The 23,360-nt window shown below is 72.0% G+C and carries 25 protein-coding genes; 6 read left to right on the top strand and 19 right to left on the bottom strand.

All coding sequences use genetic code 11. The features are described 5' to 3' along the window. Positions 1 to 2: 2 nt before the first annotated feature. From tatA to AC07EG_RS07190, 5 genes are all read right to left on the bottom strand, one after another. Positions 3 to 332: a Sec-independent protein translocase subunit TatA gene (gene tatA, locus AC07EG_RS07170; protein ID WP_478252119.1), complete on the bottom strand. Its 330-nt coding sequence runs from the start codon at positions 330 to 332 to the stop codon at positions 3 to 5. 11 nt (positions 333 to 343) lie between these two features. Further along, positions 344 to 568, bottom strand: a complete 225-nt coding sequence (locus AC07EG_RS07175; RefSeq protein WP_478252120.1) for a bacteriophage holin — start codon at positions 566 to 568, stop codon at positions 344 to 346. 19 nt (positions 569 to 587) lie between these two features. Next, positions 588 to 1,538: a helix-turn-helix transcriptional regulator gene (locus AC07EG_RS07180; protein ID WP_478252164.1), complete on the bottom strand. Its 951-nt coding sequence runs from the start codon at positions 1,536 to 1,538 to the stop codon at positions 588 to 590. A 20-nt stretch (positions 1,539 to 1,558) separates the two neighbouring features. Beyond that, complete coding sequence (locus AC07EG_RS07185) at positions 1,559 to 2,542, bottom strand: helix-turn-helix transcriptional regulator (protein ID WP_478252121.1); 984 nt, start codon at positions 2,540 to 2,542, stop codon at positions 1,559 to 1,561. A 63-nt stretch (positions 2,543 to 2,605) separates the two neighbouring features. Further along, on the bottom strand, positions 2,606 to 3,436 hold the full coding sequence (locus AC07EG_RS07190) for an SDR family NAD(P)-dependent oxidoreductase (RefSeq protein WP_478252122.1): 831 nt from the start codon (positions 3,434 to 3,436) through the stop codon (positions 2,606 to 2,608). A gap of 89 nt (positions 3,437 to 3,525) precedes the next feature. Here AC07EG_RS07190 and AC07EG_RS07195 point away from each other — a divergent pair, with 89 nt between their 5' ends. Continuing rightward, entirely contained in the window at positions 3,526 to 4,083 is a 558-nt protein-coding gene (locus AC07EG_RS07195; RefSeq protein WP_478252123.1) for a TetR/AcrR family transcriptional regulator, read from the top strand. Positions 4,084 to 4,217: 134 nt separating this feature from the next. Here AC07EG_RS07195 and AC07EG_RS07200 read toward each other — a convergent pair whose 3' ends face one another. Then, entirely contained in the window at positions 4,218 to 5,243 is a 1,026-nt protein-coding gene (locus AC07EG_RS07200; RefSeq protein WP_478252124.1) for a WD40/YVTN/BNR-like repeat-containing protein, read from the bottom strand. A 153-nt stretch (positions 5,244 to 5,396) separates the two neighbouring features. Here AC07EG_RS07200 and AC07EG_RS07205 point away from each other — a divergent pair, with 153 nt between their 5' ends. Further along, positions 5,397 to 5,813 carry a DUF6069 family protein gene (locus AC07EG_RS07205; RefSeq protein ID WP_478252125.1) on the top strand — a complete coding sequence of 139 codons (417 nt, stop codon included), beginning with the start codon at positions 5,397 to 5,399 and terminating at the stop codon, positions 5,811 to 5,813. Between the two features lie 106 nt (positions 5,814 to 5,919). Here the strand turns inward: AC07EG_RS07205 and pafA are convergent, their stop codons facing one another. Beyond that, positions 5,920 to 7,278 (bottom strand): Pup--protein ligase, encoded by a 1,359-nt coding sequence (pafA, locus tag AC07EG_RS07210; RefSeq protein ID WP_478252126.1) that lies wholly within the window; start codon positions 7,276 to 7,278, stop codon positions 5,920 to 5,922. 183 nt (positions 7,279 to 7,461) lie between these two features. Here pafA and AC07EG_RS07215 point away from each other — a divergent pair, with 183 nt between their 5' ends. Continuing rightward, entirely contained in the window at positions 7,462 to 8,838 is a 1,377-nt protein-coding gene (locus AC07EG_RS07215) for a phosphatase PAP2 family protein (RefSeq protein WP_478252165.1), read from the top strand. A gap of 57 nt (positions 8,839 to 8,895) precedes the next feature. Here the strand turns inward: AC07EG_RS07215 and prcA are convergent, their stop codons facing one another. From prcA to dop, 4 genes are all read right to left on the bottom strand, one after another. Then, a complete protein-coding gene (prcA, locus tag AC07EG_RS07220) occupies positions 8,896 to 9,654 on the bottom strand; it encodes a proteasome subunit alpha (protein ID WP_478252127.1) in 759 nt (252 codons plus the stop codon). Positions 9,655 to 9,691: 37 nt separating this feature from the next. Next, positions 9,692 to 10,546: a proteasome subunit beta gene (gene prcB, locus AC07EG_RS07225; RefSeq protein WP_478252128.1), complete on the bottom strand. Its 855-nt coding sequence runs from the start codon at positions 10,544 to 10,546 to the stop codon at positions 9,692 to 9,694. 58 nt (positions 10,547 to 10,604) lie between these two features. Then, the gene (locus AC07EG_RS07230) at positions 10,605 to 10,799 is read right to left on the bottom strand and encodes a ubiquitin-like protein Pup (RefSeq protein WP_113692219.1); all 195 of its coding nucleotides are present in this window, start codon (positions 10,797 to 10,799) and stop codon (positions 10,605 to 10,607) included. A gap of 87 nt (positions 10,800 to 10,886) precedes the next feature. Beyond that, positions 10,887 to 12,389, bottom strand: a complete 1,503-nt coding sequence (gene dop / locus AC07EG_RS07235) for a depupylase/deamidase Dop (protein ID WP_478252129.1) — start codon at positions 12,387 to 12,389, stop codon at positions 10,887 to 10,889. 56 nt (positions 12,390 to 12,445) lie between these two features. On the opposite strand from dop, the gene AC07EG_RS07240 reads away from it, so the two are divergent. After that, the gene (locus AC07EG_RS07240) at positions 12,446 to 12,964 is read left to right on the top strand and encodes an NUDIX hydrolase (protein WP_478252130.1); all 519 of its coding nucleotides are present in this window, start codon (positions 12,446 to 12,448) and stop codon (positions 12,962 to 12,964) included. A 13-nt stretch (positions 12,965 to 12,977) separates the two neighbouring features. On the opposite strand, the gene AC07EG_RS07245 is transcribed toward AC07EG_RS07240, so the two are convergent. The 6 genes from AC07EG_RS07245 to arc form a co-directional block, all read right to left on the bottom strand. Next, positions 12,978 to 13,598: a hypothetical protein gene (locus tag AC07EG_RS07245; protein WP_478252166.1), complete on the bottom strand. Its 621-nt coding sequence runs from the start codon at positions 13,596 to 13,598 to the stop codon at positions 12,978 to 12,980. Positions 13,599 to 13,653: 55 nt separating this feature from the next. Beyond that, positions 13,654 to 14,592: an aldo/keto reductase gene (locus tag AC07EG_RS07250; protein ID WP_478252131.1), complete on the bottom strand. Its 939-nt coding sequence runs from the start codon at positions 14,590 to 14,592 to the stop codon at positions 13,654 to 13,656. Between the two features lie 84 nt (positions 14,593 to 14,676). After that, complete coding sequence (locus tag AC07EG_RS07255) at positions 14,677 to 15,729, bottom strand: glycoside hydrolase family 5 protein (protein ID WP_478252132.1); 1,053 nt, start codon at positions 15,727 to 15,729, stop codon at positions 14,677 to 14,679. A gap of 117 nt (positions 15,730 to 15,846) precedes the next feature. After that, positions 15,847 to 16,866 carry a hypothetical protein gene (locus AC07EG_RS07260; protein WP_478252133.1) on the bottom strand — a complete coding sequence of 340 codons (1,020 nt, stop codon included), beginning with the start codon at positions 16,864 to 16,866 and terminating at the stop codon, positions 15,847 to 15,849. Between the two features lie 34 nt (positions 16,867 to 16,900). Next, positions 16,901 to 17,248, bottom strand: a complete 348-nt coding sequence (locus AC07EG_RS07265; RefSeq protein WP_478252134.1) for a hypothetical protein — start codon at positions 17,246 to 17,248, stop codon at positions 16,901 to 16,903. A gap of 117 nt (positions 17,249 to 17,365) precedes the next feature. Next, the gene (arc, locus tag AC07EG_RS07270; RefSeq protein ID WP_478252135.1) at positions 17,366 to 19,180 is read right to left on the bottom strand and encodes a proteasome ATPase; all 1,815 of its coding nucleotides are present in this window, start codon (positions 19,178 to 19,180) and stop codon (positions 17,366 to 17,368) included. Between the two features lie 221 nt (positions 19,181 to 19,401). On the opposite strand from arc, the gene AC07EG_RS07275 reads away from it, so the two are divergent. Then, positions 19,402 to 20,205: a hypothetical protein gene (locus AC07EG_RS07275; protein ID WP_478252136.1), complete on the top strand. Its 804-nt coding sequence runs from the start codon at positions 19,402 to 19,404 to the stop codon at positions 20,203 to 20,205. Positions 20,206 to 20,233: 28 nt separating this feature from the next. Further along, positions 20,234 to 20,830, top strand: a complete 597-nt coding sequence (locus tag AC07EG_RS07280; RefSeq protein ID WP_478252137.1) for a hypothetical protein — start codon at positions 20,234 to 20,236, stop codon at positions 20,828 to 20,830. A gap of 393 nt (positions 20,831 to 21,223) precedes the next feature. Here AC07EG_RS07280 and AC07EG_RS07285 read toward each other — a convergent pair whose 3' ends face one another. Next, a complete protein-coding gene (locus AC07EG_RS07285; RefSeq protein WP_478252138.1) occupies positions 21,224 to 22,051 on the bottom strand; it encodes a tRNA (adenine-N1)-methyltransferase in 828 nt (275 codons plus the stop codon). 61 nt (positions 22,052 to 22,112) lie between these two features. After that, complete coding sequence (locus tag AC07EG_RS07290) at positions 22,113 to 23,204, bottom strand: site-2 protease family protein (RefSeq protein WP_478252167.1); 1,092 nt, start codon at positions 23,202 to 23,204, stop codon at positions 22,113 to 22,115. Positions 23,205 to 23,360: the final 156 nt, after the last annotated feature.

Consider the following 23,360-nt stretch of genomic DNA (forward strand, 5'->3'; position numbering starts at 1 on the left):
GTTCAGCCCGAGGACTTCGGCGTGCCGTCCGACGGGGTGGTCGCGGGCTGCTGCTGCTTCTTCAGCTCGTCGAGCTGGCGCTGCAGATCGGCGACCTGCTTGTCGGTACCGGCGGGCGGCTGCGGCAGCGCCTTGGGTTCGACGGCGGTCGCCGCCTCGGCGGGCGCCTCCGGCGCGTCCTTGTCCTTGTCCTTGAGGTCCTTGGTCTCGGCCTTGAAGATCTTCATCGACTTGCCGATCGACCGCGCCGCGTCCGGCAGGCGCTTGGCACCGAACAGCAGGACGACGACCAGAACCAGGATGATCAGGTGCCACGGCTGCAGAGCGTTCATCTCTGGCCTCCCTATCGCTCTATCGTGTGAATCTTACGCGGACCACGCCGCTGTGCCACGGCGACTCCGAGCGCGGCCGACCGCGCCCGCAGCAAACCAGCACGGTCACCGGCAGCCGTAGTCACCATGCTGGTGGTGCGGCGGAGCGTGCGCAAGCCTCGGCGCAGGCGAATCGCCAACAACGCGAGCAGGGCGAACCCGATCACCACGAGCACGATGCTCAGCACGTAGGACACGAGGACAACCGTACTGGAATCAGGTGGCCGGGAGGTGACGCGCCCTGGCCAGGCCGTCGAGCGCCCGGCGTCGGACAGCTGACGCGAGCTCGGCGGGCCGCTCCACCCGGACCCCGCCGCCGAGGCCGAGCACCAGGCGGACCATCCACGATTCGTCGCCGTAGCGCATCCGCACGCGCAGCCTGCCGCCGTCCAGTTCGGCCAGTTCCTCACACGGGTAGTACTCGGCCACCCAGCGCAGGTCGCGTTCGAGCACCAGGTCGGCTTCCCCCTGGCCGGGGCGCTCGGCGAACACGCCGTGCGAAAGATCGGTCGGCCGGGCCTCCGGCGGTGGTGCGGCGCGCTCGTCGAGCACCTCGGCGTGGTCGATGCGGTCCAGCCGGAACAACCGCACGCCCTCGGCGCGGCGGCACCACGCCTCCAGGTAGCCGAAGGTCTGCACGATGAGCAGGCGCATCGGGTCGACCGTGCGCTCGGTGATCTCGTCCTTCGACGCGGTGTAGTACCGCAGCCGCAGCGCCCGGCGGGCCTTGAGCGCCTCGCTGACCGTGCGCCGGGCACGGGCGGTGTTCTCCGCTTCGCGCACGCCCGTGCCGACCACCACGCCGGACGGCCGCGCCTCCCCGGTGGCGGCCTCGATCTTGGCGATCGCCCGGTTCACCGCGTCGCTCTCCACCACGCCGGGGGTCTCCGCCAGCGCACGCAGCGCGACCAGCATGGAGGTGGCCTCGGCACCGGTCAGCCGCAGCGGGCGGCGCATCCCGGCGTCGAAGGTGACGGTGACCGTCTCGCCCGCGAAGGACAGGTCGATCAGGTCGCCGGGGCCGTACCCCGGCAGCCCGCACATCCACAGCAGTTCGAGGTCCTTGCGCAGCTGGCGCGGGCTCACCCCGAAGTCGCGCGCGGCCTCGGCGATCTCGATGCCCGGCCGGGCCAGCAGGTAGGGCACCAGCGCCAGCAGGCGCGGCATGCGCTCGGTGGAACCGCGGCTCACCGGCCCGCCCCCACCCCGTGCGCGATCGCTTCCAGCCTGCCGCGCACCGCCTTGGCCAGCACGTCCGGTTCCAGCACCAGCACGTCCGGCGCGTGCCCGGCGATCCAGTCCGCCGCGCTCTCCGGGTAGTACAGCTCGATCTCCATCACGTCGCCCTCGACGCCGTCGACGGTCAGCCGGTCCACCGGCTTCGCCCGCCGCCGCACCCCGGCGGCCCGGCCGGCGGCCACCCACAGCAGCGCCGGGGTGGTCGGGCTCGGCTCCGGGTCGACCGCACCCGCGACGTACTCGAGCAGGTTCACGTCCTCCGGGCGGCGGACCTCACCCCGTTTGCCGAAGGGCCGCACGTCCCCGCTGATCCGGGACAGCCGGAAGCAGCGGGTGGCCCGGCGATCGCGGTCGTGGCCGACCACGTACCAGCGCGCCTTCCACGAGACCACGCCCCACGGCTCGATCGTGCGCAGCAGCCGCTCGGGTGAATCGCTGCGGCGGTACTCGAACCGCACCGGCTGCCCGGCCTGGACCGCGGCCAGCAGCGGGGAGAACGCCGGTTCGGTGCGCACCCTCGGCTCGACCGCGGGCTGCGCGTGCTGGTCCACCTCGACCCCGGCGGCCCGCAGCTTCACCAGCGCGGCCTGCGCCTGCCCGGTCAGTTCCGGGGAGTCCCACAGGCGCACCGCGAGCGCCACCGCGGCGGCCTCGTCCGGGGCCAGGTCGATCTCGCCCAGCTCGTAGTCGCGGCGGGCGATCCGGTAGCCCTCGACCGGGTCGAAGCTGGAGTTGCGGCCGGTCTCCAGCGGGATGCCCAGCTCCCGGAGTTCGGTCTTGTCCCGCTCGAACATCCGGAAGAAGGCGTCTTCGGTCGCGGCATCGGCGTAACCGGGCACGATGCCGCGGATCCGCTCGGCGGTCAGGTACTGCCGGGTGGCGAGCAGGGCGAGCACCAGATTGACCAGGCGCTCGGCGCGGGCGGTGGACACCCGGACACAGTAGCCCGCCGCCGGTCACCCGTTGCCGAGGTCCGCCCGTCGCGCGTCCGCGCGTCACGCCCGCGACCGGAGCGCCGCCGCGGTCAGCTCGCCGAGGCGCCGGGCGCGGTCCGGGTCCAGCGTCGGCAGGTCCGGCGGGAGCGCCTTCCGCCGGTCGTAGGCGAGCAGGCGGCCGTCCGGTTGCTCGTCGAGCAGTTCGGTGATCGGCGCGATCGCCTCGGCCACGGGTTGCGCGAACAGCTTCGCCAGCGCCTTCATCAGCGTCCGCTTCGGCTGCGGCAGGTCGGCGTACCCGCTGTCGGTGTAGCCGGGGTGGTGCAGCAGGTACTTCGTGCGCCCGCCGGGGTGCTCGGCCACGTAGGCCACCGCCTGCAGCTCCGACGCCCGCCCGGCCTGGAGCATCGCCCGCAGCAGGCTGTACTTCCTGCGCAGGGCCAGGTCGTCCCAGTGGATTCCGCCCTTGCGGGTGCCCACCCCGCCGACGCTGACGATCATCGGTGCGGTGCCGCGCTCCAGCAGCCCGGTCAGCCCGTGGCTGAGCAGGAACCGGCTGGTGTAGTAGAGCGAGAAGTGCCCTTCGAACCCGTCGGCCGTCTCGACGCGGCGCGGGAACGCACGCATCGCGGTGAGCACGAGCGCGTCCAGGGAGTCGTGCCGGGCGGTCACCTCCTCGATCACCCGCCGGTTTTCCGCGACCGAGGTCAGGTCCGCCGGCAGGAACGCCGCCCGGTCACCCGCGCCGATCCGCTCGGCGTGGTCGAGGAAGGCCCGGCCCCGCACCGGGTTGCGCCCGATCACCGTGACCCGGGCACCGCGTTCGAGGTAGTGCCTCGCCAGCGCCGCTCCCATGCCCGTGGTACCGCCTGAAACCACCAGATCCCGCATTGCCCGCCCCAGAAGTCATCGATTGGTGACTTAATTAGGCTAGCCGGGTACCCCGAGGGATGTCAACGATCGATGACTTAGGAGGTCCGGTGGACCACCGGCGTGACCGCGCGGCCACCCGCGCCCGCCTGCTCGAAGCCGCCCGCCTGCGCTTCGCCCGCGACGGGTTCGACGGCACCAGCGTGCGTGACGTCGCCGGGGACGCCGACGTGGACCCGGCACTGGTGTTCCGCTACTTCGGCTCGAAGAAGAAGCTGTTCGACGAGGCCACGACGGTGCCGGCGACCGAACTGTTCGACGGGCCGCTCGAGGAGCTGCCCGCCCGGCTGCTCGGTTCCATCGCCTTCCAGGACTGGCCGAGCCACGCCGGGGAACACCCGCTGATCGCCATGCTGCGCTCCTCGGGGCACGCCGACACCCGGGCGCGGCTGCGGGAAGAGGTGTGCCAGACCTACGTCCGTGCCCTGTCCGAACGCACCGGCGGCGGGCCGGACGGGGACTTGAGGGCGGAGCTGTTCAGCGCCTGGATGGTCGGCATCGGCGTGCTGCGCTCGGTGATCGGCACCCCGGCCCTCACCGCCGCGACGCCGGAGGACCTGGAACCACACCTGGCCAAGGTGATCGCCGCGCTGCTGGACGACGACTGACCCAGGCGCCACCGCCGCATGAGCGGCTGACCTCGCTCCCCTGCACCCGGTGAACCACCGAAGCCACCAGGCACCAGCACCATGGCGTGAGCGCTGAGCGGCCCGCCAGCGCGCCCTGCCTCGCAGGAAAGCGCCTAAGCGAGCTTCGCCACGCGGCCGCCGGCGCCCGAGGCCCAGCAGGCGCCGCGTGCGGTGCAGTCGACGCTGTCGAAGCTGCCGCTGTCGAAGGAGGCCCAGTGCCTGCCGCCGTCGAGGCTGAAGTCGCTGCCGGTGGGGCCGACGGCCAGCGCGGTGTGGTGCCGCCAGGCCACGCCCGAGCGGTAACCCGCGGGCGGGGCGGGCGGCCGGTCCCACGTCCGGCCGCCGTCGCGGGTCAGGGCCAGTGCGGGCACGGGTTCGCTGGGGGCGGCGTAGTCCCCGCCGATGGCGAGCCCGCGCAGCCGGTCCCGGAAGCCCAGCGCGAACACCCCGGCCGACTGGCTGCTCACCAACGGCGTGTCCGCGACCGTCCACGTGCGGCCGCCGTCACGCGAGTGGAAGACCCGGGCGGTGGCACCGCCGCCGCTGCCGAACCACGCCTCCTGCTCGCCCTCCGTGGTCAGGCACTGCCCGCTCGCGGCGAACCCGGCCTCACCGGGCAGGGCGGGCGGCAGTCCGGCAGGCGGCACCTCGGCCCAGCTGCGCCCACCGTCCGCGGTGGACAGGAGGCGGAACCGGCCGTCCACCGGATCGCTCATCGCCAGGCCGCGCTGGTGGTCGAAGAACGAGATGCAGTCGTAGAAGGCGCGCTCGTCGGGGTTGTCGAAGGACAACTGCCAGCTCGCACCGCCGTCGTCGGTGCGGTAGATCTTCGCGGCCTGGCCGGTGCCCGCCGACATCACCACCGCGTGCCGGTCGTCGAACGCCTCGATGTCGCGGAAGTCCAGCGCCGCCGTGCCCGGGGGCGCGACCGGCTGCCACGAGGCACCGCCGTCGGTGGTGCGCAGCACCGTGCCCCGGCTGCCGCTGACCCAGGCCACCTGGCCGCTGACCGCGCCGAGCCCGCGCAGCTGCGTGGTCACGCCGGTCGGGGTGAGCTGCCAGGCGGGCGGGCCGTCGGCGGCGGCGGGCAAGGCGGCGCCCAGCAGCAGGGCGGCGAACACCAGGTGGATCTTGCGCATCGGGCAACCCCCATCGCGTCGGCGCCAGATGACTACCAGATCGTCGCCGATCACGCAAAGCGCACGGCATCAACCAAACAGTGGAAGTGCGGCCGCGGCGGCAGCCATATCGTCGGGGACGAACCCGTCAAACGGTGTTACCAGGAGGCCGCAATGACCACTTCCACCGCACCGAACGCCCAGCACCGGTCCACGGTGCTCACCCGGGTCGGCGGCATCGTGGCCGCCGCGGTCGCCGTGTCGCTGGTCTGGGCGCTGGCCGTGCCGGTGCTCGACGTGGACCTCACCGTGACCAGCATCGGCGGCGCCGCGGCGCAGACGGTGACCCTGCCCGCCATCCTGCTCGCCACGGTCGGGGTGTCCCTGCTCGGCTGGGGCCTGCTCGCCCTGCTCGAGCGCAAGGGCAAGGGCCGCCTCTGGACCTTCATCGCGGTCGCGGTGGTGGTGCTCTCGCTGGGCAGCCCGCTGCTCGCGAGCGGACCGGTGGACGCCCGGGTCACCCTCGCGCTGCTGCACGTCGTGGTCGGCGCCGTCGTCATCCCGGCCTTCCGGCGCGGCGCGCCCGCCTGACCAGCGGGCGGCCGGGTCGCCCAGCCCTTGCCCCTGCCCGGCCGCCCGCCGAATGCGGGGAACGGGGCCGTGCTCGCTTGCCCGGCGAGCACGGCCCCGTTCCCCGTCAGAGCGAGCTGATCAGGCGTTCCACCCGCTCGTCGACCGAGCGGAACGGGTCCTTGCACAGCACGGTCCGCTGCGCCTGGTCGTTCAGCTTGAGGTGCACCCAGTCCACGGTGAAGTCCCGCTGCGCGGCCTGCGCGGCGGCGATGAAGTCGCCCCGCAGCTTGGCCCTGGTGGTCTGCGGCGGGGTGTCCTTGGCCAGCTCGATCTCGCCGTCGTCGGTCACCCGGCGCACCAGGCCCTTGCGCTGGAGCAGGTCGAAGATGCCGCGGCCGCGCCGGATGTCGTGGTAGGCCAGGTCCAGCTGGGCGATGCGCGGGCTGGACAGGTCCAGGTCGTGCTTGGCGCGGTACCGCTCCACCAGCCGGTGCTTGATCGCCCAGTCGATCTCGGTGTCGATCTTCGAGAAGTCCTGCGTCTCGACCGCGTCCAGCGCCCGGCCCCACAGCTCGACCACCCGTTCGGCGGTGGCACCGGAGCCGTTGGTCTTCACGTGCTGCGCCGCCCGCGCGTAGTACTCGCGCTGGATCTCCAGCGCCGACGCCTCCCGGCCACCGGCCAGGCGCACCTGCCGCCGCCCGGTCAGGTCGTGGCTGATCTCGCGGATGGCGCGGATCGGGTTGTCCAGGGTGAAGTCCCGGAACTGCACACCCTGCTCGATCATCTCCAGCACCAGGTTCGCCGCGCCCACCTTGAGCAGGGTGGTCGGCTCGGCCATGTTCGAGTCGCCGACGATGACGTGCAGCCTGCGGTAGCGCTCGGCGTCCGCGTGCGGCTCGTCGCGGGTGTTGATGATCGGCCGCGAACGGGTTGTGGCGCTCGACACACCTTCCCAGATGTGCTCGGCCCGCTGGGACAGGCAGTACACCGCCCCGCGGGGGGTCTGCAGCACCTTCCCGGCCCCGCAGATGAGCTGGCGGGTGACCAGGAAGGGCAGCAGCACGTCGGCGATCCTGGAGAACTCACCCGCCCGCGTGACGAGGTAGTTCTCGTGGCAGCCGTAGGAGTTGCCCGCCGAGTCGGTGTTGTTCTTGAACAGGAAGATGTCGCCGCCGATGCCCTCGTCACCCAGCCTGCGCTCGGCGTCGACGAGCAGGTCCTCCAGGATCCGCTCGCCCGCCTTGTCGTGCGTGACCAGCTGCGTGAGGTCGTCGCACTCGGCCGTCGCGTACTCCGGGTGGGATCCGACGTCCAGGTACAGGCGCGAGCCGTTCGACAGGAACACGTTGGACGAACGCCCCCACGAAACCACCCGCCGGAACAGGTACCTGGCCACTTCGTCCGGTGACAACCTGCGCTGCCCGTGGAAGGTGCAGGTCACCCCGAACTCTGTCTCGATCCCAAAGATCCGCCGCTGCATGCCACCAGAGTATGCGCAAGTGCCCCCAAGTCGGTGCGCCGTTCGGGCGTCGGCGTTGCGTCGGTTACGTTGCACCACGTGTTCAGGCACATCACGCGCCCGCTGCGCCAGGTCGGCGAGACCGACCGCGCGCTGGTCCGCCGCAGCGCCGCGCTCCCCAGGTCCCCCGCCGACCGCGCCCTGATGGCGCTGACGCGTTCCGCGAACAAGGGCAGGCTGTGGTGGGTGGTCGCCGCGGCCATCGGCGCCCGCAAGGGCACCGGCAGGCGGGCGGCGATGCGCGGGCTGGTCGCCATCGGCGGCGCCAGCCTGACCGCCAACCTGATCGGCAAACCGCTGTTCCCGCGCCGCCGCCCGGCCGCCGAGGAGGTACCGGAGCACCGGCGGCTGGTCAAGCGGCCCACCTCGTCCTCGTTCCCGTCCGGGCACTCGGCCTCGGCGGCCGCGTTCACCGCCGCGGTGGCGATGGAATCACCGGCGCTGGGCCTGGCGATCGCGCCGATCGCGGCCGCGGTGGCCTACTCGCGGGTGCACACCGGCGTGCACTGGCCCAGCGACGTCGGCGCCGGCGCGCTGATCGGCGTCGGGGCCGCGTTCGCCACCCGGCACTGGTGGCCGGTGCACCCGGCCGTGCCCGGTGACACCGCGCACCCGGCCGAAGCCCCGGTGATGGTCGACGGCGAGAACATGCTCGCCCTGGTCAACCCGCGTTCCGGGATCGACGGCCAGGACCCCACCGAGGACGTCCGGTACGCCTGGCCCAAGGCGACCATCGTCTACCCGGACCCCGACCGGGACATCCGCGTCCAGCTCGCCGCGGAGATCGAGCGGCGCGGGACGGTGCGGGCGCTCGGCGTGGCGGGCGGGGACGGCACCGTGGCCGCGGTCGCCTCGGTGGCCGCCGAGTACAAGCTGCCGCTGGCACTCATCCCGGCCGGCACGCTCAACCACTTCGCCCGCGACGTCGGCGTGCGGTCCATGCCGGACGCCGACGCGGCCACCGAGGCGGGTGCCGCGGTCGGCATGGACCTCGGTGAGGTCATCGTGCAAGGCGCCGGCGAGACCGAGCGGCGGTGGTTCGTCAACACGGCCAGCATCGGCGGTTACCCCGAGATGGTCCGGATGCGGGAGAAGCTGCAGGACAAGCTGCCCAAGTGGCCCGCCGCGGCGATCGCCATGGTGCGCAGCCTGCGCAAGGCGCGGCCGCTGGAGGTCGAGCTGAACGGGCACCGGACGTCGATCTGGCTGATCTTCGTCGGGAACGGCCCGTACATCCCGAAGGGTTTCGCCCCGGCGCACCGGCCCGCACTGGACACCGGCCTGCTCGACGTGCGGTACCTGCGGGCGGACGTGCCGTACTCGCGGGCCCGGTTCATCGCCGCCGCGCTGACCAACACCCTCGGCACCAGCCACGTCTACCGCGAGTACGACGTGCCGGAACTGGAGGTCAAGGTCCTCAACGGCAACCGCCGCGTGGCCACCGACGGCGAGGTGGGCCCGCTCGGCTCGACGTTCCGCTTCAAGTCCAAGCCCAGCGCCCTGGCCCTCTACCGCCTCTGACCCCGGACACCGGTGTGGGGGCGCACGGGAGTCCGTGCGCCCCCACGTTCCGGTGGCCTACTTCTTGCTGTCGTCGTCCGACGGTGCTTCGGCGGACTCGGCTTCGGCGGGGGCCTCCTCCGGCTTCGGCAGCAGCGCTTCGAGCGCGGCCCCGCTGATCCGGCGGAACGCCCGCCCGGCCCGCTCCCGGTCCAGCACCGCGACCTCGAGCTTGCCGACCTCGCCGCTGCCGCCGTTGGAGTTCGGCGCGCTCGCCTGCAGCGCGGCCACCGCCACGCCGACCGCGGCGCCGAGGTCGAGGCCCTCTTCGTAGGTGTCCTTGAGCTTCGAGGTGATCGGGTCGGTCTGGCCGCCCATCGCCACGTACCGCGGCTCGTCGCCGATCGAACCGTCGTAGGTCAGCCGGTAGAGCTGGTCGTCGGCCTGGGTGGCGCCCACCTCGGCCACGCAGATCTCCACCTCGTACGGCTTGAGCTGGTCGGTGAAGATCGCGCCGAGGGTCTGGGCGTAGACGTTGGCCAGCGCCCGCGAGTTCACGTCGCGGCGGTCGTACTGGTAGCCCTGCAGGTCCACGTACTTGATGCCGCCCCGGCGCAGGCTCTCGAACTCGCTGTACCGGCCGACCGCGGCGAAGCCGATCCGGTCGTAGATCTCCGACACCTTGTGCAGCGTCGTCGACGGGTTCTCCGCCACGAACAGCACGCCACCGGCGTACTTCAGCACCACGACACTGCGCCCCCTGGCAATGCCCTTGCGCGCGAGCTCGGAACGCTCGCGCATCAACTGCTCGGGCGACGCGTACAGCGGCATCGTCACTGCGGTGGCTCCACTCTCTCGAACGGGAAGGTTGTACTCAGCCCTGGCGGCCCGGGCGCTGCGCCCGGCCGTTGACGACCGCCTCGGCGACCGCTTCGGCCTGCTCGGCGGGCAACCGCACCGCACCGTGCTCGGCGGTGATGGTGACCGCCGTGGGGAAGATGCGGCGCACCAGGTCGGGCCCGCCGGTCGCGGTGTCGTCGTCGGCGGCGTCGTACAGCGCCTCCACCGCCACCCGCACGGCCCCTTCCAGGTCCGCGTCCGGGTCGTGCAGCTTCTTCAGCGACGACTTGGCGAACAGCGACCCGGACCCGATGGCGTGGTAACCGCCGTGCTCCTCGTACCGGCCGCCGGTCACGTCGTAGGACACGATGCGGCCGCCGCGCTTCGGGTCCGCCGCCTCGGTGTCGTAACCGACGAACAGCGGCAGCACCGCCAGCCCGGCCATGGCCACGTCCAGGTTGGCCTTGACCATCATCGACAGCTTGTTCGTCTTGCCGTCGAGCGACAGCGGCACGCCCTCGATCTTCTCGTAGTGGGCCAGCTCGACCGCGTACAGCCGGACCATCTCCAGCGCCAGGCCCGCGGTACCGGCGATGCCGACCGCCGAGTACTCGTCGGTGACGTAGACCTTGTCCATGTCCCGCGTGGCGATCAGGTTGCCGGTGGTCGCCCGCCGGTCACCGGCGATCAGCACCCCGCCGGCGAAGGTGACCGCGACGATGGTGGTGCCGTGCGGCACGTCCAGCCCGCCCGGCTGGGCACCGGCCCCCCGGCGGCCGGGAAGCAGGTCCGGTGCCTCCGAGCGCAGGAAGTCGGTGAACGACGACGAGGTCGCCGTCAGGTACGACGCGGGCAGCGCGAAGCCCGAGTGGTTCGAGGTGTTGTCCATACGTGCTCGTTTTTCCCATCAACGAAGATCAGCGGGACCGGTGGTGCGCGCGGGAGCCCTACTCCCCGCCCTTCTGCACATAGGCGCGGACGAAGTCCTCGGCGTTCTCCTCCAGCACGTCGTCGATCTCGTCGAGGATGGTGTCCACGTCCTCGCCGAGCTTTTCGCGGCGTTCCTGACCGGCCGGGGCGCCGCCCTCGACCTCTTCGTCGGAGTCACCGCCGCCGTGCCGCTCGATCTTTTCCTGAGCCATCTCGCCTCCCGGTGTGGCCGTTGTGCTTCAGCCTACCCAGTGGAACCGACGTTCGGGGTTCCGACTGGATCAACTGCGGGTGCCGCTCTAGTCCGAACCGGTGAGCGCCTCGACCAGTTCTTCAGCGGTCGCCGAGTCGTCGAGGAGCTTGCCGACGTGGGCCTTCGTGCCGCGCAGGGGCTCCAGCGTGGGGATGCGCACCAGCGACTCGCGGCCGACGTCGAAGATCACCGAATCCCAGGACGCCGCCGCGATCGAGGTCGCGTACTTCTCCAGGGTGCGGCCGCGGAAGTAGGCCCGCGTGTCGGACGGCGGGGTGGTGATCGCCGCGCGCACCTCCTCCTCGGTGACCAGCCGCTTCATCGAGCCGCGGGTGACCAGGCGGTTGTACAGGCCCTTGTCCAGCCGCACGTCCGAGTACTGCAGGTCGACCAGGTGCAGCCGCGGCGCCCCCCAGTTGAGCTGGTCGCGGGCGCGGTAGCCCTCCAGCAGGCGCAGCTTGGCCGGCCAGTCCAGCCGGTCGGCGCACTCGGCCGGGTCGCGGGCCAGCGCGTCGAGCACCTCGCCCCAGACCCGCAGCACGTCCTTGGACTGGCTGTCGCCGCCGGTCCGGTCCAGGAACTCCGAGGCCAGCTCGTGGTAGGCGAACTGGATGTCCAGTCCGGTGAACTTGCGCCCGCCCGCCACCTCGACCTTGGTCTTGAGCGTCGGGTCGTGGCTGATCTGGTGCACCGCGCGCACCGGCTCGTCCAGTTTCAGCTGGTCGAAGCGCATCCCGGACTCGATCATGTCCAGCACGATGGCGGTGGTGCCGAGCTTGAGGTAGGTGGAGTACTCGGCCAGGTTCGCGTCGCCGATGATCACGTGCAGCCTGCGGTACTTGTCCGCGTCGGCGTGCGGCTCGTCGCGGGTGTTGATGATGCCGCGCTTGAGCGTGGTCTCCAGGCCGACCTCGACCTCGATGTAGTCCGAGCGCTGCGAGAGCTGGAACCCGGCGTCCTCGCCCTGCGGCCCGATGCCGACCCGGCCGGAGCCGGTGACCACCTGGCGCGAGACGAAGAACGGGGTCAGCCCGGAGATCACCGAGGTGAACGGGGTGGACCGCGCCATCAGGTAGTTCTCGTGGGTGCCGTAGCTGGCACCCTTGCCGTCGACGTTGTTCTTGTACAGCTGCAGCGCCGGCTGGCCGGGCACGGTGGCCGCGCGCATCGCGGCCTCCTCCATCACCCGCTCCCCCGCCTTGTCCCAGATCACCGCGTCGCGCGCGTTGGTCACCTCGGGAGCGGAGTACTCCGGGTGCGCGTGGTCGACGTAGAGCCGGGCGCCGTTGGTCAGGATGACGTTGGCCGCGCCGAGGTCCTCCACGTCGGGGTCGTGCCCGGAGGTGCCCGGCCCGGCGAGGTCGAACCCCCTGGCGTCGCGCAGCGGCGACTCCACCTCGTAGTCCCACCGGGCCCGCCGGGCGCGCGGGATGTCCGCCGCGGCCGCGTAGGCCAGCACCACCTGGGTGGAGGTCAACACCGGGTTGGCCGTCGCATCGCCCGGCACCGCGATGCCGTACTCGACCTCGGTTCCCATGATCCGCCTCATACCGTCCACCCTACGGGGGCGCGGGGACGTGACAACTCACCGGTAGCCGCGTTTGGATGCGTGTCGTGGACGACGAACTGGTCGCGGTGTACGACGAATCCGGTGCGGCGGTCGGCGCGGCACCGCGCTCACGGGTGCGGGCCGAAGGGTTGTGGCACGCCGCCGGGGTGGTGCTGGTGCGCTCGCCGGACGGCAAGAAGGTCTACCTGCACCTGCGCACGGACACCAAGGACGTGTTCCCCGGCACCTACGACTGCTGGGCGGGCGGGGTGGTCGCGGCCGGGGAGAGCCCCGCCGACTGCGCCCGCCGGGAACTGGCCGAGGAACTCGGCATCCGGGGGGTGCCGCTGGAACCGGTGTTCACCCACGTGTACGACCAGCCGCCGATGCGCTGCCACAACTTCGCCTTCGAAGCCAGGTGGGACGGCCCGATCACGCACCAGCCGGAGGAGATCGTCTCCGGGGAGTGGATCGAGCTGACCGAACTGCGCCGGATGGCCGAGGACCCGTCGAGCCCGCTCATCCCCGACGGCAGGCTCGGCATCCTCGAGTGGTTCCGCCGCTTCGGGCCGTGAGAACTCAGAGAGCTCAGGAGGACACGCGGACCAGCGCGGCCGCGCTGATCGGAGCCAGCCGCTTCGCCGCGTCGGTGGCGCGGGCCTGCGTGCTCGCGGCCACCTGGACCGCGGAGATGACCTCACCCCTGGCGAGCAGCACGGTGCAGACCGCGGCGCCCCGGTCCGTCTCGCACCACGCCCGCTGCGCTTCGGCACCGGTCGGGGTGAGCTGCACCGGGGAGGCGCCGGAGCAGATCAGCCGGTTGACCGCTTCGGCCGCCGCGCCGGTGGTGACCAGCACCTGGTGGCTCAGCGAGGCGCCGGAGGGGTACTGCCAGTCCCCGCGCTGGCGCTGTTCGGCGGGCACGGAGTCGACCAGCGGCGCCAGGCACTTCGACGGGGTGCCCGGTTTGGCCGCCTTGCGCACCTCTTCGGCGGCGACGTCGGCGTCGGTCAGCAGCGCGGGCCGGGTGGCGGTCCGGTCCTGGGGCGGCGGTGTGGCGGCCGGAGCCGGTGCCGGGGCCGCCGGCGTGACCGGCGCCGAAGACGGAACCGGGTCGTCGTAGTAGGTGTCGAGGTCGTTCGGCCGATCGGCGCAGCCGGCCAGCCCGGCACACGCGACCGCCGTGGCCGCCAGCGCGGCCACACGCACCTGACGCAACCTGCAACCCCCTCGGGTTCCGCTGTCCGTACCGCGCAGACTGTATCTAGTTCCACTCCAGGCGGGCGCGGTGGGCCCAGTACTCCGCCGGCGGTTCGCGCAGCGCGAGCAGCCGGTCGAGTTCGGCGTCGTCCAGGGAAACCGTGGTGGCGCCCAGGTTCGACGCCAGTTGCGCGACCCCGGCCGGTCCGGTGAGCACCGCGTCGGCGAACGGTTGCGCGAGCGCGGCGGCGATCGCCACCGCGTCCGCGGTCACCCCGTGCGCGGCGGCCAGTTCGCGGACCGGTTCCGGCGGCTCGGCGACCAGGCGGCCGTTGGCCAGGGTTTCCTTCAGCATCACCAGGTTTCCCGCCGCGTGCGCTTCGCCGAGCACCGCGCCGACGGAGGGTTCGAGCGGGTTCCAGGTCGACTGCACGGCGGTGAACACGGGACGGCCCGAGCGCTCCAGTTCGAACGCGCGCCGCACGGTGTCCGCCTGCGCGGGACCGGAGGTGGAGAACCCGACGCGAACCCCGCCGCCGGCCAGCGCGGCGAGGCGGTCCAGGAGCGCGCCGTCGGTGAACAGTGGACTGTCGATGGTCAGCGAATGCACCTGGTACACCGAAATCCGGGAACCGAGCAGGGCGCCGCTCTCGGCCCACTGCTGCTCGAACCGGGCGAGCGAGTGCTCCTTCTCCTCGTGCACCGCGGCGTCGAGGCGCCAGCCGCCGACGTAGGCGTAACCCCATTTGCTGGACACGGTCACGTCGGTGTGCCCGCGTTCGGCGAGCCAGCCCGCCAGGAACTCCTCGGACCGCCCGTAGGACCGCGCCACGTCGACCCAGCGCACCCCGGCCGCGTGGGCCGCGTCGAGCACTTCCCAGGTGGCCGCGCGCATGGACGCCACGTCACGCTCCCCGGGCAACGCGCTCTCACGGCCGAGGTTGATGTACGCGGGCCTGCCGAGCGCGGCCAGCCCCACTGCGATCTCCGGGTTGTCTACCACGGGTAGACGGTAGCCGCGGAGATCGCAGTGGGCAGGAGGGGCCGGCGCGCAGCTCCGCCGAGGTGGTGGTGGGCGACGGGCGGGTCAGGAGGTGGGGAAGTTGTCCGCGGACCGGATGCGGTCGCGGATCCACACCCCGGCGGGCTTCAGCGGCCCGGTACCGGTGAAGCTGCTGCCCGCGCAGGTGCCCTCCTTGAACACCGCACCCGACCGGAAGTCGTCGGAGAAGTTCCAGTTCGTCCAGCTGATCTTCTTGCCGGCCAGGAAGTCCAGGTACTTCTGCGAATAGGCGAAGTCGTTCCCGCCGTCACCGGTGTAGGTCTGGGTGCCGAACTCGGTGACGAAGAGCGGCAGCTTCGACGCCGCCCGGGTGAGCGCGTTGAAGTACTCGTCCCGGTGGGAGGCCGCGTAGAAGTGGAACGTGTACATGAAGTTGCTCGCCTTGATCGGGTTGTTCACGATGTCGGCCTCGGTGCGGCCGTCGGAAACACCCAGCGAACCCCAGCCGTGCGTGCCCACGAGCACCACGCCGTCCGGGTCCTGCGCGCGGATGACCGGGATCATCTGCTCGGCGTAGCTCTTGATGCCCGCCCAGCCGACCCCGTTCGGCTCGTTCGCGATGTCGTAGATGATGTTCGTCTTGTCCTTGTGCCGCTTGGCGATCTCGGTGAAGAAGGTCTTGGCGCGGCCCAGGTTGTGGTTCGGGTCGCCGGGACTGAGCTGGTGCCAGTCGACCAGCGCGTACATGCCCCGCTTGGTCGCCTCCTCGATGAAGTTGTTCACCAGCGCGGTGAACTTCGCCGGATCGGTTTCGTAGCCGCCTTCCTGGATGTACATCGAAATCCGCAGCACGTCGGCCTTCCAGTCGCCGGCCAGCGCGTCCAGCGAAGCCGCCTTCACGCACTGGGCGTACCACTGGATGCCGTGCGTGCTCATGCCGCGCAGTTGGATCGGCTTGCCGTACTGGTTGCACAACTGCAGTCCGCAGACCTTCAGCTGGCCGTTGACCGCCGCGGGCGAACCCGGTGGCAGCGCGGTGACCGCCGCCGGTGCCGCCTGGGCCGCGCCGGGGACCGGCAGCAGGAACGCCGCGGCCAGCACCGCCGCGGCACGGAGCCGGATCTTGGTCCAACGCATACGAGTTTTCCTCTCTGACCAGGCGGCGGGATTAGACAGGAAACTTTACTTACTAATGAAGCGAGCCCGACAGTAGTGACCTGGTTCACAGCTCGTCAAGAGTTCACCCCGTCCGGCCTAGCGGCGGTAGGTGAGCAACAGGTGGTCGTGCGCCGGGCGGAAGGTCGTGCTCCCGGCAGCCACCAGGTGCTCGGGCAGCGCACGGAGCCAGGCTGCCGGATCCTCGGCGAAAGCCGGTGAACCACGCAGCAGGGCGGTCACCTCGTGGCCGTACCGGCCCAGCACGGTCACCTCGCCCGCCGCGGTGACGCCGAGCCACGCGTACTCCAGCACGTAATCGCCGATCCGCACGGCGATCTCCGCGCCGGGCGGGGGAACGCGCAGCCTGCCGACCTCCTGCACCGAGACCCAGAACTCCGCGTCGCGCAGGCGCTCGGCCTCCCGCCGAGCCCAGTCCTCCGGTGCCGCGGCGAAGCCGTCACCGGGCAGCCGGCCGTCGAATTCGCCGTTCGCGCCGAGGTGCGCGGACCAGCGCACCGAACCGCGCTCGTGCATCGACACCACGACCTCGCGGCCGGGCGCGGCCACCCGCCGCTCCCCCGACGGCACGGCCAGCCGCGGCACGTCCACCCCGCCCCGGACCGGGTCGACGCCCAGCAGCGACTGCTTCCGCACGGTCGCCCCCGGCGCCAGCACCCAGCCCTCGGTCAGCTCCACCCCGGGACGCGCACGCAGCTCGTCGAACACGTCCGGCCCCGCGGGCACCTCGCCGGTGCACCGGAGCAGGCCGTACCGGTCCAGTTCGGCGGTGAACCCCGGCCCGCGGGCGAACAGCGGACCCCGCGGCTCCGGCAGCACCACCCGCCGGATCCGCTCCACCACCGGCTCCCCCGCCACCCCGCGCACCCACGCCACCGGGTCCAGGCCGGGCCGGAACCCCGCGACCCGGGGGCCTTCGAACGCCAGCACCCCGCCGTCCGGGGCCACCACCAGCGAAAGCCGGCCCGGCACGGTCAGCCGCAGTTCCCCGCCCGGCGCGGCGAACCCGCCCGGCAGCCGCCGCACGCCCGCCCGGCGCCGCTCGTCGGCCCGCGCCCCGGCCCAGTCGCGGTGATCACGCTGGTAGAAATCCGTCATCGCCCGAATCGTCCCGGAATCGAACGCGCGGGCGTCAGCCCTCGCCGCTTTCCCGGCGCCGCATCAGTTCGAGCCACTGGTCGGAGTTCAACACCTGCCGGTGCAGTTTTTCCAGGCGCGCGGCGGGCGCGCGCACATATCCCTTGCCGAACACCGGTGCGATCTGCCGCAGGCTCGCCCCGGCTTCCCTGGCGGCCAGCAGGGCCCAGTCCGAAGCGTTCGCGCAGGCCGTCGAAGCGGCCCGCAACTGCCCGAGCAGGCCGATCAGTTCGTCCGCGCTCAGCTCACCGCGCCGGGCAGATTCGGCTACCGTCCGCAGCCACTCGTTGATCTGACCGGGGGTCACCGGCGGCTGGGGGGACGGGTACTCATCACCGCTCATGGCCCGGAAGTATAGGCCGTTATACATCGATCGGCGGCGGGGACACGCCGGGAAAATGGACGGGCGGTGCACCGGACAGCTCCGGTGCACCGCCCTCTTTGGAGAGCCTGTGCTCGCCTACAGGTACTGACCGGTGTTGGTCGCCGTGTCGATCGCCCGGCCGGAATCCTGGTTCTTGCCGGTGACCAGCGTGCGGATGTAGACGATCCGCTCGCCCTTCTTGCCGGAGATCCGGGCCCAGTCGTCCGGGTTGGTGGTGTTCGGCAGGTCCTCGTTCTCCGCGAACTCGTCGACGATCGCGTCCAGCAGGTGCTGCACGCGCAGGCCGGGCTGCTTGGTCTCCAGCACCGACTTGATCGCCGCCTTCTTCGCCCGGTCCACGATGTTCTGGATCATCGCGCCCGAGTTGAAGTCGCGGAAGTAGAGCACCTCCTTGTCCCCGTTGGCGTAGGTGACCTCGAGGAACCGGTTCTCGTCGCTCTCCTCGTACATCCGCTCGACGGTGTGCTGGATCATCGCGTCGAAGGTGGCCTTCGGGTCCCCGCCGAACTCGGCGAGGTCGTCGGCGTGGATGGGCAGCCCCTCCTGGAGGTACTTGGAGAAGATGTCCTTGGCACCCTCGGCGTCCGGACGCTCGATCTTGATCTTCACGTCCAGCCGTCCCGGCCGCAGGATCGCCGGGTCGATCATGTCCTCGCGGTTGGAGGCGCCGATGACGATGACGTTCTCCAGCCCCTCGACCCCGTCGATCTCGGAGAGCAGCTGCGGCACGATGGTGGTCTCCACGTCGGAGGACACCCCGCTGCCGCGGGTGCGGAAGATCGAGTCCATCTCGTCGAAGAACACGATCACCGGCGTGCCCTCGGACGCCTTCTCCCGCGCCCGCTGGAAGATCAGGCGGATGTGCCGCTCGGTCTCCCCGACGAACTTGTTCAGCAGCTCCGGGCCCTTGATGTTGAGGAAGTACGACTTCGCCTCCGAGCCGTCGCCCGGGTCGTCGCCCCTGGCCAGCGCGACCTTCTTGGCCAGGGAGTTGGCCACCGCCTTGGCGATGAGCGTCTTCCCGCAGCCGGGCGGGCCGTAGAGCAGCACGCCCTTCGGCGGCCGCAGCTGGTACTCCAGGTACAGGTCGGAGTGCAGGAACGGCAGCTCCACCGCGTCGCGGATCTGCTCGATCTGCCGCCCCAGCCCGCCGATGTCCTCGTAGCTGACATCGGGAACCTCCTCCAGCACGAGGTCTTCGACCTCGGCCTTCGGCACCCGCTCGTAGGCGTAGCCTGCCTTGGAGTCGACCAGCAGCGAGTCGCCGGGCTTGAGCGTCTGCTCGGCCAGCGGGTCGGAGAGGTAGACCACCCGCTCCTCGTCCGCGTGCCCGACCACCAGCGCCCGCGAGCTGCCACCGGTGACCTCGGGGGCGAGCACCTCGCGCAGGGCGCACACCTCACCGGTCTGCTCGTAACCGCCGCCCTCGACCACGGTCAGCGCCTCGTTCAGGCGCAGCGCCTGACCCCGCCGCAACGTCTCCACCTCGACCGCCGGGGAGACCGACACCCGCATCTTCCGGCCGGAGGTGAACACGTCGACCGTGCCGTCCTCGTACGCCGCGAGGAATACTCCATATCCGCTCGGCGGCTGCGCGAGGCGGTCCACCTCCTCACGGAGAGCGAGCAACTGGCCGCGAGCCTCACGCAGCGTCTCGACCAATTTGTTATTTCTTTCGGTCAGCTGACTGACCCGTTCCGATGCCTCGGCGAGCCGCTGCTCCAGCACCCGGTTCTGTCGCGGCGAATCGGTCAGCTTCCGGCGCAGCAGGGCAACTTCCTCTTCCAGGAAGCGGACCTGCCGCGCCTGCTCATCCGACGTGTTCCCAGCTCCACTCGTATCTGATGGGTCGGCATCCTCCGGCCGACCTCCGGGAAGGTCGTGTTGCATGTCGGCACCTCCTCGGAGTGCTTTTCAGTCCACGGTACCGGCGATCACCGACTTGAGAAGCCCTAACCGCATCACAGGATCGGCGCGTCGCGCAGGGATCACGGGGTTCCCCCGAGCGCAATGGTCCAACCCGGTAAAGGCGAAACCGGGCCGACCGCTACCGTGCGTCTACATCGCTCGCGCCGTCATCCGGACGTGTACCGACTTCCTAGGGGGCAGTCATGACCTATCCACCGCAGCACCCCGGGGGCCCCGGTCCGTACGGCCAGCCGGGCTACCAGGGGCAGCCGTACAGCGGACCGCAGCCGCAGTACCCGCCGCAGGCGCCCGGCTGGGACGCGTTCCACCCGGCCCCGCAGCAGCCGCCGCAGCCTCCTCAGCCGCAGCAGGGCGGCTGGGAGCAGCCGGGGTGGCAGCAGGCGCCCGCCCAGGACCAGTACGGCTGGGACGCGTTCAACGCGAACCCGCCGCAGCCGCCGCAGCCGCCCGGCGGGTTCGGCGAGGAACCGCCCAAGAAGAAGAAAACCGGGCTGGTCGTCGGCCTGGTGGCCGGGGCGGTGGTGGTGCTCGGCGGGGCGGTGGCCGCGGTGCTCCTGCTCACCGGTGACGACGGGGACACCGGCCAGCTCGCGCAGCAGAACCCCACGTCACAGGCCCCGCAGCCGGGTGGCCAGGTGCCGCCGCCCGCGTCCGGGAAGCCGAGTTCGGGCAAGCCGGGCGGCGACAGCGGGGACACCGGTTCGGCCGCCGACAAGTCGGACGTGCGGGCGGCCGGTCAGAAGGCCGTCGACGCGATCAACGACCGCGACGTGGACCTCGCCAAGGAGGTCGCCTGCAGCCCGGAAACGGTCACCCAGTCCGACATCGACAAGATGCCGCAGGGCGTCGAGGCGAAAGTCGTCGGCGAGCCGGTCATCAGCGGGAACACCGCTACCATCGACGCCGAACTGTCGTACCAGGGGCAGACGGAGAAGTCGCCGATCAAGCTGACGAAGGAAGCCGCCGGGTGGTGCGTGGGCAGCTGAGCCGGGCGCCGGGGGACGAGGAACGGGCATGAACCAACCACCACAGGGGCCGTACGGTGGGCAGCAGTACGGCGGTTACGGACAGTATCCGGCGCCGCAGCCGTACCCACCGCCGGGTGGCTGGCCCGGCGAGCCGAACTCCGCAAGGCAGAAGAAAACCGGATTGGTCGTCGGCGTGTCGATCGGCGCGGTGATCCTGATCGGCGCGGTGGTCACCCTCGTGCTGGTGCTCACCGGCGGCGACGAAGAGCCGCCCGCCGCCCAGCCGCCGCTGCCCGCCCCCTCGGCCTCCGCGCCGCCGTCGAAACCGGCGCCGAGCTCGGCCGCCGGGGGCCGCGGCGAAGACACCCCGGAGGCCGCCGGCGACGTGGTCGTCGAGGCGCTGAACACGAAGGACGCGCGGAAGTACGCGACGATCGCGTGCAACGTGCAGAAGGACGCCGACGTCCAGGGCCTGCAGGACACCTGGGACCGAGCCGGGGACATCACCGCGAAGCTGGCGAAGCCGGTGGAGGTCAGCGGGGACAGCGCCACGGTGACCGTCCGGGTGGAGGGCGGGGGCAACTTCAAGGAGACCCCGTTCAAGCTGGTCAAGCAGCGCGCGAAGTGGTGCATCCCCGGCTGACCCGCGCGCGAGCGGCGCCCGAGCCCGGCGCGAGCGGTGCCCGAGCCCGGCGCGAGCGGTGCCCGAGCCCGGCGGTAGCCGAGCCCGGCAGCAGGCGGGTTCTGGCAACGGCGAAGGCCGAACCCAGCGCGAGCAGCAGCCGAGTCCGGCGGCGGGCGGTCCAACGGCAGCCGAGTCCAGCGGCGGGCGGGTCCAGCGGCGGGCGGGTCCAGCGGCAGCCGAGTCCGGCAGCGGGCCTGCCCCGGCGGGAGGCAGCCGATCCGGTGGACAACGGGCGGCGTCCGGCAGGCGGGCCCGACAGCGGCGACAGCTGAGCCCCCAGCGGGCCGATCGAGCGGCACCTCCGGCGCTGCGGGGCTACCAGCGCGGCCCCGCAGCGGCCGCTCCCCCGGGTCAGCCCTTGCTCGGGCGGCGCTTCAGCTTCAGCGGGGTGACGCCGTCGGCCAGGCGGCGGGTGGTGAGCAGGAAGGCGGTGTGCGCGACCATCCGGTGGTCCGGGCGCACCGCCAGGCCGACCACGTGCCACGGCCGCATCAGCGTCTCCCACGACTGCGGTTCGGTCCAGCACTGCTGCTCCCGCAGCGCCTCGGTGACCCGCGACAGCTGCGTCACCGTGGCCACGTACACGGTCAGCACCCCACCGGGCACCAGGTTCCGCTGCACCGACGGCAGCACGTCCCACGGCGCCAGCATGTCCAGCACCACCCGGTCCACCTCGCCGGTGTGCTCGGCCACGTCCCCGACGGTCAGGTGCCAGTTCTCCGGGCGGCCCCCGAAGAACCGCTCCACGTTCTTCACCGCGTGCTCGGCGTGGTCGTCCCGCACCTCGAACGAGGTGACGCTGCCCTCGTGGCCGACGGCCCGCAGCAGCGAGCAGGTCAGCGCCCCCGAACCCGCACCGGCTTCGAGCACCCGCGCGCCGGGGAAGATGTCGCCCCACATCACGATCTGCGCGGCGTCCTTCGGGTAGATCACCTGCGCACCCCGCGGCATGGACAGCACGTAGTCCGGCAGCAGCGGCCGCAGCGCCAGGTACGAGGTGCCACCGGCGGAGACCACGATCGACCCCTCCGGCTGCCCGATGAGCTGGTCGTGCGCCAGCGCGCCGCGGTGGGTGTGGTACTCGCCGCCTTCGGTCAGCACCATCGTGTAGTGCCGCCCCTTCGGGTCCGTCAGCTGCACCCGATCACCAACCCGAAACGGGCCCCCTGCCGACGCCACCGTGCGATCCTCCCGGTCTGAAAGCGGAGATCAGATCCTTTCAGACCGCTCGCGCGGGCGATCAGCCGGGACGCCGCCCGCTCATCGCCGCGCGCAGGTCCTCTCGGCGCAGCACGCCCGCCGGCCTGCCCTCGTCGTCGACCACCAGGAACTGCCAGGCGGCGGTCTCCCGCACGCGCTCGGCGATGTCGTCACCCGGCTCGGACAGCAGCAGCACCGACTCGGCCCGGATCGGCTCGGCGGCCAGCTCCGCCGGCGACTGCGGGGACTGCGTGGCCAGCCGCTCGGCGGCCGTGGCGTCGAGCAGGCCGGCGGCCACCCCGTCCGCGCGCACCAGCACCACCCCGCGCCCGGCCGAGGCGGCCAGCGCGTCGGACACCGGGCTCTCCGCGGGCAGCTGCAGCACCGGGCGCACCAGGTCGGCCAGCTCCAGCCCGTCCGGCCAGCCGCGCCGGGACTCCGCGGCCAGCTCCGCTGTGGCCCCCATGGCGACGAACCAGGCGGTCACCACGCACACGCCCAGCCGCAGCCACTTGTCGTCGCTGCCGCTGGCCAGCCCCCAGACCGCCCACACCAGCAGGCCGACCGCGACCGCGCCACCGCCGAACACCGCGGCCCTGGTGCCGGTGGAGCGGGTGCCGGTGATCGCCCACACCCCGGCGCGCAGCATCCGCCCGCCGTCCAGCGGCAGCCCGGGCAGCAGGTTGAACACCGCGACCGCGAGGTTGGCCACCGCGCACTGCGCCACCAGCAGCCAGACCGCGCCCCCTTCGGGCACGGCGAGCAGCAGCAGCGCGCAGATGCCCGCGAGCAGCACCGAGACCACCGGGCCCGCCGCGGCGACCAGGCCCTCCTGCCCCGGTTTGCGCGGCGTCCTCGCCACCTCGGACAGCCCGCCGAGCAGGAACAACCGCAGCCGCCGGACCGGGATGCCCAGCCGCAGCGCGACCACGCAGTGGCCGAGTTCGTGGGCGAGCACGGACAGGCCGAGCAGCACCGCGAAGGCGGCGGACAGGGTCCACGACAGCACCGGACCGGCCCCCGGCAGCAACCGCCCGACCAGCGGCGCGTACAGCACCACGACCAGCAGTGAGCCGACCCACCACGAGGGCGCCAGCAGCACCGGCACGCCGTCGACGCGGAACAGCAGCAGCCCGCCGTCCAGCGCCGACTCGCGGCGCGCCGACGACCGCACCGAGCCGCTGTTGCTCCTCACGCGGACAGCCTAGAACGAAGGGTGTGGGAACGTGGTGATCCGGCGGGTGACGCGCGCCCGTCACCCGGTTTGTCGTACCCCTGTCCTAGGGTG

The sequence above is a fragment of the Amycolatopsis sp. NPDC045836 genome (assembly GCF_056431745.1).